Below are 9,161 nucleotides of genomic sequence, written 5' to 3' on the forward strand. Positions count from 1 at the left end.
CAGGGCCGCATCGCTCTGGCTCACGCTGTCCAGTTGCTGCTTGGTCTGCAGGTTCTGCTGGGTCAGCTCGTTGAGGCGGTCGGTGCACACCAGCAGGTAGTCGGAGAGCTTGAGGTTAGTGGCGCTCTCGGTGGCCAGCAGGCTGCTGCCCCCGGCCTTCTGGGCCTCGATGGACTGCTGGGTCACGGTTTCCTGGGATTGGGCCAGGCGTTTCTGGTTGATCAGGGTCTGCAGGTCCTGGATTTCCTGTTCCAGGCGCGCGGTTTTCTCGATCAACAGGTCATGCTGGCTGTTGCCCAGGTCCTGGAGCTGGCTGTTGCCTGCCAACTCCTGGCGGCGCAGGGGGATCAGGGCGTTGATCGCCGCCAGCTCGGCATTGAGCAGGTTGCGCTGGTCGGCACTGAGCAGCTTGCCGCCGTCCTTGCCGGACTTGAGTGCGGCGTTGATCTGCAGGATTCGCGTCTGGCTGCTGCTGATCTCGGCCTGGGCCCGCTCGGGGCGGGTCTGGGCGGTGATGGTCAGGCTGTTGGCATCGGCCAGGGCCTTTTGCAGTTCGCCCTGGGTGGTGCTGCGTTCGGCCAGCAGTTGCTCCAGCTGGGACACCGCCAGCGTGGCGTAGCGCTGGGCCACCGGCACCACTTTGCTGGCCTTCAGACGTGCCAGTTCGCGCTGGTTGTCCGTGGTCAGGCGTGGCGCGTCGCTCAGCTGTTGCTTCAGCTCCGTCAGGCGTCGCTCGTAGTCCTGCTTGTTGTTCAGCTGGTTCAGGGTGTTCTGCAGCAGGGTCTGCAGGGCTTTTTGATCGGCTTCCGGCAATTTGCGCTCGGCGATCTTGTCCAGGCTTTGCTGGACCGACGCGGCACTGGGGGGATCGCCGCCCTGTGCGGCGCCGACAGAGAGACTCAGGCCCAGCAGGGCTACAGCGATGAATTTACGCAGGGTAGGCATAGAAGTCGGTCAAGCAAGTGGGAATGGGGGGAGCGCTGCGGCGAGGGCCTGGCGCGTTCCCGAGTTTAGAGGAAGAGTCCGGGGCCGGGGCGACTTCCTTCGGGGAATCTGACGCCGACTTTGCCGATCTTGTTCCCTTCCATCACGGCCACGGTCCAGATGGTGTTGTTCCACTCCACCTGGTCGCCGACCACCGGCGCGCCGCCAACCTTCTGGGCAATGAAGGCACCCAGTGGCATATCCGCGTCCTGGCCATCGAGCTTGAGCCCGTAGAGCGCCGAGACCGCGCCCAGCTGGGCGTCGCCTTCCAGTACGAAGTCGCCGAAGAAGCGCAGGTCCAGGCCGCGTTCGGGGGCCTGGCTGAAGAGTTTGCCCAGGGCCGGCAGGTTGTGTTCATGACCGATTACGCACAGCAGATCGTCGGCCTCGAGCACGGTACTACCCGACGGATGGAGCAGTTGCTGGCCACGGAACAGCGCGGCGATCCGCGTGCCTTCGGGCATTTTCAGCTCCCGCAGGGCGGCGCCGATGCACCATTTTTCCGCTCCCAGGCGGTAGACGAACAGCTCCCACTCGCTGGTGACGTGGACTTCCAGGGCTGCGCGGGAGATCGGCGCCGGCTCTGGCGGCACCGTGACCTTCAGCCACTTGGCCACCCACGGCAGGCTGGTGCCCTGGACCAGCAGCGAGATCAGCACGATGAAGAACGCCAGATTGAAGTACAGCTGCGCTTCGGGCAGCCCGGCCATCAGCGGGAACACCGCGAGAATGATCGGCACCGCGCCGCGCAGCCCGACCCAGGAGATAAAGGCCTTTTCCCGGCCGTGGAAGGCCTTGAACGGCGCCAGGCCCACCAGCACCGACAGCGGCCGGGCGAACAGAATCATCCACAGCGCCAGGCCCAGGGCCGGCAAGGCGATGGGGAGCAGGTCGTGGGGGGTGACCAGCAGCCCCAGCACCAGGAACATGCCGATCTGCGCCAGCCAGGCCATACCGTCGAGCATGTGCAGGATACCGTGGCGGCTGCGCACCGGGCGGTTGCCGATCACCAGTCCGCACAGGTACACGGCGAGGAAGCCGCTGCCGTGCAGGGCGTTGGTCAGGGCGAACACCACCAGGCCGCCGGCCACCACCAGGATCGGATACAGGCCGTTGGCCAGGTGGATGCGGTTGACCAGTTGCAGCATCAGCCAGCCGCCGCCCAGGCCGATCACCGCCCCGATGCCGAATTCGCGGATCAGGTCCGTCAACAGGCTCCAGTGCAGGCCGGTGTGACCGCTGGCGAGCATGTCGATCAGGGTCACGGTGAGGAACACCGCCATCGGGTCGTTGCTACCCGATTCGATTTCCAGGCTGGCGGTGACCCGTTCGTTGAGGCCCTTGCCCCCCAGCAGCGAGAACACCGCGGCGGCGTCGGTGGAACCGACGATGGCGCCGATCAGCAGGCCCTGGATCAGGTTGAGGTCGAACAGCCAGGCGGCCGCCATGCCGGTCAGACCAGTGGTGATCAGCACCCCCACCGTGGCCAGGGACAGCGCCGGCCACAGGGCCACGCGGAAGCTCGCGACCCGGGTACGCAAGCCGCCGTCCAGCAGGATCACGGCCAGGGCCAGGTTGCCCACCAGGTAGGCGGTCGGGTAGTTGTTGAAGATGATGCCGCCGCCATCGACCCCGGCGCTCATGCCCACGGCGAGGATGATCACCAGGATCGGGATGCCCAGGCGCGAGGAAAGTGAACTCACCAGAATGCTCGCACCCACCAGCAACGCGCCGATCAAGAACAGGCTGTTGATGGTCGTCGCATTCAAAGGCAGTACTCCAGGGTGAAAAAGGCGGGCGCAGGCTGACCATGCAGTCTACGTGCCAGCGATTCTAACCTGTTGAAATACGCCACTGTCAAAAAGCTTTTGGAGACGGTGGCGGATTTCCCAGGCGCGGATTCCGGCGCCGTTTTACCGGCGCCATCCGCGGCTGGCGCGGTGGTTCAGAGACTGAATCGCGCGACCATGCTGTTGAGGTCCACGGCCAGTCGCGACAGTTCGTTGCTGGCTGCACTGGTCTGGTTGGCGCCGGTGGCCGATTGCACCGACAAGTCGCGGATGTTCACCAGATTGCGGTCCACTTCCCGGGCTACCTGGGCCTGTTCCTCGGCGGCGCTGGCGATGACCAGATTGCGTTCGTTGATCTCGATGATGGCGCTGTTGATGGTGTCCAGCGACAGGCCGGCACCGCGGGCAATGTTCAGGGTCGACTCAGCGCGCTCGGTGCTGTTGCGCATCGAGTCCACTGCGTGCTCGGTGCCGCTCTGGATGCTGCCGATCATGCGTTCGATTTCGCTGGTGGACTGCTGGGTACGGTGCGCCAGGGCACGGACTTCGTCGGCGACCACGGCAAAGCCACGACCGGCTTCGCCGGCACGAGCGGCTTCGATGGCGGCGTTGAGGGCCAGCAGGTTGGTCTGGTCGGCCAGGCCGCGAATCACGTCCAGTACCTTGCCGATGTCCCGGGACTCGTTGGCCAGGTCGCCGATCAGGCTGGCGGTGCCTTGCACGTCGGAGCTCATGCGTTCGATGGCGGACACGGTTTCCTGTACCAGATCGCGACCGTCACCGGCGGAGGTGGTGGCGTTCTTCGAGGCTTCCGAGGTGCTCACGGCGTTGCGTGCCACTTCTTCCACGGCGCTGGTCATTTCATTGACCGCGGTGGCGGCTTGCTCGATTTCGTTGTTCTGCTGGGTCAGGCCGCGAGCACTTTCTTCGGTGACGCAATTGAGCTCTTCCGCTGCCGACGCCAGTTGGGTGGCGGAGCCGGAAATGCGCTGCAGGGTGTCCCGCAGTTTTTCCTGCATCTTGGCCATGGCGCGCAGCAGGCGTCCGGCTTCGTCGCTGCCGTCGACCGCGATCGGCCGGGTCAGGTTGCCTTCGGCGATCTCTTCGGCGGCGCTCAGGGCGTTGGCGATCGGTACGGTGATGCTGCGGGTCAGCAGCCAGGCGAACAGCAGGGTCAGGCCGGTAGCCAGGACCAATAGGGAGACCACCAGATTGAAGGCCGAGGAGTACTGTTCGGCGGCCTGCTGGTTGGTGTCGACGGTCTGCTGGGTGTTGATCTCCAGCAGGCGGTTGAGCACGGTGTTCATGGCTTCCGAGTTGTTCAGCAGGTCGGTGTTGAGCAGGTTGCGCAGCTCTTCCACCTGATTGCCGCGGGACAGGGATTTCATCCGCTCTTCGATCTGCCGGTACTGTGCCAGCAACTGGACGTACTGCTCGTAGGCGGTCTTTTCCTCGGGGCTGGTAATGAACTTCTCGTAGACGACCTGGGCGGCGCGGATCTGCTGGTTGCGCATGTCCAGCAGTTCGATGGTCTTTTGCTGGACATCGGGCTCACGGTTGACCAGCAGGCGATAGGACAGCACCCGCAGGCGCAGGGTCAGCTGGGTGAACTCGTCGAGGCTCTTGATGCTCGGCACGCTGCTCAGGGTGATGTCCTCGGCGGCGCCGCGGATCTTGCTCATCTGATTCAGGGCAAACACACCAAGGATCAGCATCAAACCGCCGATCATGGCAAAGCCGAGGAAGGCCCGCGGAGCGATATTCATATTACGAAGGGACATGGTGAGTACCAAAAAGGGCGCATCCGTGCGGGGGCTTGAGACTGATCTACCGTGACTTATCGGTCGTACGATTAAAGTCTTGAGTCTCGCCGTGGATTTAGCCTTTTGGGTACGCACCCTGCCGGGAGCGTCGATGACCGAACGCATCGGCTCCAGGCCCGTAATAGAGACCTGGAGCCGGGAGAAGGGCTTTTACAGCTGGAATCGGCTCACCAGGTTGTTCAGGTCAATGGCCAGGGTCGACAGTTCACTGCTGGCGGAGCGGGTCTGGTTGGCGCCAGTGGTGGACTGTACCGACAGGTCGCGGATGTTCACCAGATTGCGGTCCACTTCCCGGGCCACTTGGGCCTGTTCTTCGGCGGCACTGGCAATGACCAGGTTGCGCTCGTTGATTTCGTTGATGGCACTGTTGATGGTGTCCAGCGACAGGCCGGCGCTGCGGGCGATATCCAAGGTCGACTCGGCGCGCTCGGTGCTGTTGCGCATCGAGTCCACCGCGTGCTCGGTGCCGCTCTGGATGCTGCCGACCATGCGTTCGATTTCACTGGTGGATTGCTGGGTCCGGTGCGCCAGGGCACGGACTTCGTCGGCGACCACGGCAAAGCCACGGCCCGCCTCGCCGGCACGGGCGGCTTCGATGGCGGCATTGAGGGCCAGCAGGTTGGTCTGGTCGGCCAGGCCGCGAATCACGTCCAGTACCTTGCCGATGTCCCGGGATTCGTTGGCCAGGTCGCCGATCAGGTTGGCAGTGCTTTGCACGTCACTGGTCATGCGTTCGATGGCCGAGACGGTTTCCTGCACCCTGTCCCGACCGTCCCCGGCGGAGGTGGTGGCGCTCTGGGAGGCTTCGGAGGTGCTGACAGCATTGCGTGCGACTTCTTCCACGGCACTGGTCATTTCATTGACCGCCGTAGCCGCCTGTTCGATTTCATTGTTCTGCTGGCTCAGGCCCCGGGCGCTTTCGTCGGTGACGCTGTTGAGCTCCTCTGCTGCCGAGGCCAGCTGGCTGGCGGAGCCGGAAATGCGCTGCAGGGTATCGCGCAGTTTCTCCTGCATCGTGACCATGGCCTGCAACAGGCGTCCGGCCTCGTCACTGCTGTCGACCGTGATCGGCCGGGTCAGGTTGCCTTCGGCAATCTCTTCGGCCGCGCTCAGGGCATAGGCGATGGGCCGGGTGATGCTGCGGGTCAGCCGCCAGGCGAACAGCAGGGTCAGGGCCGTGGCCAGCACCAGCAGCCCCACCACCAGATTGAAGGCTGTGCTGTATTGATTGGCGGACTCATGGTCGGCGGCGGTGGAGTAATGGGTGTTGATTTCCACCAACTGATTGAGAGTCGCGTTGATCTTCTCGGCATTGTCCATCAGCTCGGTGTTCAACAGCGTTTGCATCTCGTCGAGCCGGTTGTTGCGTGACAGTTCGATCAGTTGGCCTTCCAGCTCGCGGTGGTGAGTCAGCAGGGTGCTGTACTCATCGTAGGCGGCGCGCTCTTCGGGACTGCTGATGAGTGTCTGGTAGAGCTCCTGGGCTTCATCGATCTGCAGGTTGCGCTGGCTGATGGACTCCAGGGTCCGTTGTTGTGCCTGGGAGTCGCGGTTGAGCAGTAGTCGATAGGCCTGGATTCGCAGGCGCAGGCTCAATTGGGTGAACTCATCGACGCTCTTGATGCTGGGGATGGTGTCCTGGGTAATCCGTTCGGTTGCCGAACGGATCTTGCTCATCTGATTCAGGGCAAAGATCCCCAGGAACAGCATCAAGCACCCGATCAGGGCAAATCCGAGGAAGGCTCTCGGCGCGATATTCATGGAACGCAGGGACATTGGGTCTACCTCGGATGGGCGCGGTTCGCGCCGTGTCAGTCGGAGAAGTACCTGTGCTATCGCATTGAAAAACCGCTTCTTTAATCGTCAGGAGCGCTTTCAGAAAAGTCTGATCAAATATTGGAAGAATTCATACAACTCCGAAGCGTCCGACGGAACGTCAGGAACCCGAGGCAGGAATGACAGTCTCTAACAGCTCTCGCGGAAGGGTCATCGCCAGTAAAATCAAGGCCTTGCGCCTGGATATCCCTGGTATCCAGGGTGACTTTTCTTTATCGTACGCGCCCTTTGCAAAAAGCCCGGAAGATCAAAATGTTGGAAGCATCCCTCAGCCAATTGGAACAACTGGTCAGCGACCTGGTGGTACAGAACCAGGAGCTGCTCGGCACGAACGAAACCCTCAAGGAACAACTGGCACAGGCCAAGGATGAAAACGAAAGCCTGCAGCTGAGCCTCATGGAGCAGGAAGAAAAGCAGGGCGCTACAGCGGCCCGCATCCAGGCTCTGGTTGAGCGCGTCAGTGCTAGCCCGGCCAACCCATGAGACATCACATCGATGGGGTGAAGGTGGTCTCGATCCTCGGTGAGGATTACTCGATCAAGGCGCCGGCCGGTGAGGAGCAGACCCTCATGGACGCTGCGCTGATGCTCAAGGCGGTCCTGGCCGACACCAAGAAAAAATACCCGACGCTGATAGGCGAGCGCCTGCTGGTGCTGGCAGCGATGAACCTGTGCTCGCAGCAGATCGAAATGAAAAAGCAGCATGCCCAGGAGCTTGAGCGTTATCAGGAGCAGGTGAGCGCCACCGTTGAGGTGATCGCCAAGACCATTCAACAGAACTGATGGAATTGCACACAGTCGGCGGGAGATGAGTTGCACAAGCATGATTGATGTTTGTATACAATTCTCCGCGGCTGGCGCGGTATCTTAGCCTCTTATAACCATAAGAAAGAGGTGTTCCATGCAATTCTGGCGACGCAGTATTCAATGGCAACTGATCCTCGGCATGGGGTCGGCCCTGCTGGTCAGCCTGCTGGTGGTGGTGGCGGTCTATACCGTGGTGATCAACCACCTGACCCAGAACTACCTGGTGGACAAGGCGCTGCCTTCGAGCATCGAAGCCATGCGCAACGATATCGAACGCATCCTCGCCCAGCCGTTGACGGTCGCCCGGGACATTGCCGGCAACGGCATGCTGCGCGATTGGCTGGCAGGCGGCGAGGATCCGGCCCAGGCCCAGGTGTTCGTCGACTACCTGGAAGGCATCCGCGCCGAAAATCATGCCTTCACCACCTTGATGGTGGGCACCGCGACCAACCACTACTACAACGAGAAGGGGCTGGATCGCACCCTCAGCCGTTCCAATCCCAAGGACACCTGGTTCTACAGCTTCATCGACAGCGACAAGCCGCGGCTGCTCAACATCGACACCGATGTGGCCACCGGCGAGCTGGCGATGTTCATCGACATGCGGGTCAAGAAGGACGGCAAGCTGGTGGGGGTGGCCGGGCTCGGGCTGAAGATGCAGGCGCTGTCGCAACTGATCCATGACTTCAGCTTCGGCGAGCGCGGCAAGGTCTACCTGGTGCGCGCCGACGGCTTGATCCAGGTGCACCCCGAGGCGCAGTTCAGCGGCAAGCGGCACCTGTCCGAGCAGATCGGCGAGTCGGCCGCCCAGGCGGTCATGGGGCACGAGGGGCTGGTCAGCAGCCGGTTCGTGCGCGACGGCGAAGACTTTGTGGCCCTGAGCCTGCCACTGCGGGACATGGGTTGGTCACTGGTGGCCGAGGTGCCCGAAGCGCAGATCTACGCCGATGCCCGGCAAACCTTGTGGCTGACCACCGGCATTGGCCTGGCTATCGCCCTGGTCTGCCTGCTGCTGGTGATCTGGCTGGCTCGCGGCCTGGTGCGGCCGGTGCGCCAGGTGACCGCCGGGCTGGTAGCCATCGGCAGCGGTGGTGGCGACCTGACCCTGCGCCTGGATGCCAGCCGGGCCGACGAGCTGGGAGACCTGGCCCGGGGCTTCAATCGTTTTCTCGACAGCCAGCACGGGATGATCGGCGAAGTGCTGGCCACCACCGAGCGCCTGCGCTCATCCGTCGGGCAGGTGGCGGCGGTGGTGGAGAACACTGCCGAGCGCTCGGGGCGGCAGCAGGAAATGACCGACATGGTGGCCACGGCCGTGCACCAGATGGGGCTGACCGTCCAGGACATCGCGCGCAATGCCGGGCAGGCGGCCGATGCGTCCCAGGCGGCCCGGGATGAGGCCCAGCTGGCCCAGGGGGTGGTGGACGGCTCGATCCGGCACATCGAAAGCATGTCCGGGGAAATTGCCCTGGCCGCCAGCGCTGTCAGTGAGCTGGCGCATCAGGTGGCCTCCATCGATCAGGTATTGGCGGTGATCCGCGGGGTCTCCGAGCAGACCAACCTGCTGGCCCTCAATGCGGCTATCGAGGCGGCCCGTGCCGGGGAAATGGGTCGTGGTTTTGCCGTGGTGGCGGACGAAGTGCGGACCCTGGCCCAGCGCACCCAGGCTTCCACCGACGAGATCCAGCAGATGATCCAGAGCCTCAAGCAGGGCGCGGAGAATGCCGTGGCCTCCATGCATGCCGGGCAGTCGGCCACGGGTACCGGGGTGCAGTCCAGCCAGCAGACCGGGGCTTCGCTGACAGCGATTACCGGACAGGTGGAGCACATCAGCGACATGAACCAGCAAGTGGCCACCGCCACCGAGGAGCAATCGGCGGTGACCGAAGAGATCAACCGCAATGTCCAGGGCATCTCCGATC

At 63.2% G+C, this 9,161-nt stretch carries 6 protein-coding genes and 2 pseudogenes; 3 read left to right on the forward strand and 5 right to left on the reverse strand.

Annotated elements, in window-relative coordinates:
* The 5 genes and pseudogenes from BLX41_RS35170 to BLX41_RS37320 all read right to left on the reverse strand — a co-directional run.
* Positions 1 to 945: pseudogene (locus tag BLX41_RS35170) on the reverse strand (mechanosensitive channel MscK); the annotation flags it as partial.
* Between the two features lie 65 nt (positions 946 to 1,010).
* Positions 1,011 to 2,753: a potassium/proton antiporter gene (locus tag BLX41_RS12355; protein ID WP_123725099.1), complete on the reverse strand. Its 1,743-nt coding sequence runs from the start codon at positions 2,751 to 2,753 to the stop codon at positions 1,011 to 1,013.
* 176 nt (positions 2,754 to 2,929) lie between these two features.
* Positions 2,930 to 4,555, reverse strand: a complete 1,626-nt coding sequence (locus BLX41_RS37545; protein ID WP_123725100.1) for a methyl-accepting chemotaxis protein — start codon at positions 4,553 to 4,555, stop codon at positions 2,930 to 2,932.
* Between the two features lie 192 nt (positions 4,556 to 4,747).
* Complete coding sequence (locus tag BLX41_RS37315) at positions 4,748 to 5,620, reverse strand: methyl-accepting chemotaxis protein (protein WP_404942765.1); 873 nt, start codon at positions 5,618 to 5,620, stop codon at positions 4,748 to 4,750.
* Positions 5,603 to 6,373, reverse strand: a pseudogene (locus tag BLX41_RS37320) (MCP four helix bundle domain-containing protein); the annotation flags it as partial. The pseudogene BLX41_RS37320 and the gene BLX41_RS37315, both read right to left, overlap by 18 nt.
* Before the next feature lie 312 nt (positions 6,374 to 6,685).
* On the opposite strand from BLX41_RS37320, the gene BLX41_RS12370 reads away from it, so the two are divergent.
* The 3 genes from BLX41_RS12370 to BLX41_RS12380 form a co-directional block, all read left to right on the forward strand.
* Positions 6,686 to 6,916 carry a hypothetical protein gene (locus BLX41_RS12370; protein ID WP_102862842.1) on the forward strand — a complete coding sequence of 77 codons (231 nt, stop codon included), beginning with the start codon at positions 6,686 to 6,688 and terminating at the stop codon, positions 6,914 to 6,916.
* Positions 6,913 to 7,215, forward strand: a complete 303-nt coding sequence (locus BLX41_RS12375) for a cell division protein ZapA (RefSeq protein ID WP_123725102.1) — start codon at positions 6,913 to 6,915, stop codon at positions 7,213 to 7,215. The genes BLX41_RS12370 and BLX41_RS12375 overlap by 4 nt, the downstream gene beginning before the upstream one ends.
* Positions 7,216 to 7,333: 118 nt before the next feature.
* A partial coding sequence (locus BLX41_RS12380; protein ID WP_259744765.1) for a methyl-accepting chemotaxis protein occupies positions 7,334 to 9,161 on the forward strand: 1,828 nt, incomplete at its 3' end.

Origin of the sequence: Pseudomonas protegens, assembly GCF_003732485.1 — a bacterium.
Taxonomy (GTDB): domain Bacteria; phylum Pseudomonadota; class Gammaproteobacteria; order Pseudomonadales; family Pseudomonadaceae; genus Aquipseudomonas; species Aquipseudomonas protegens_B.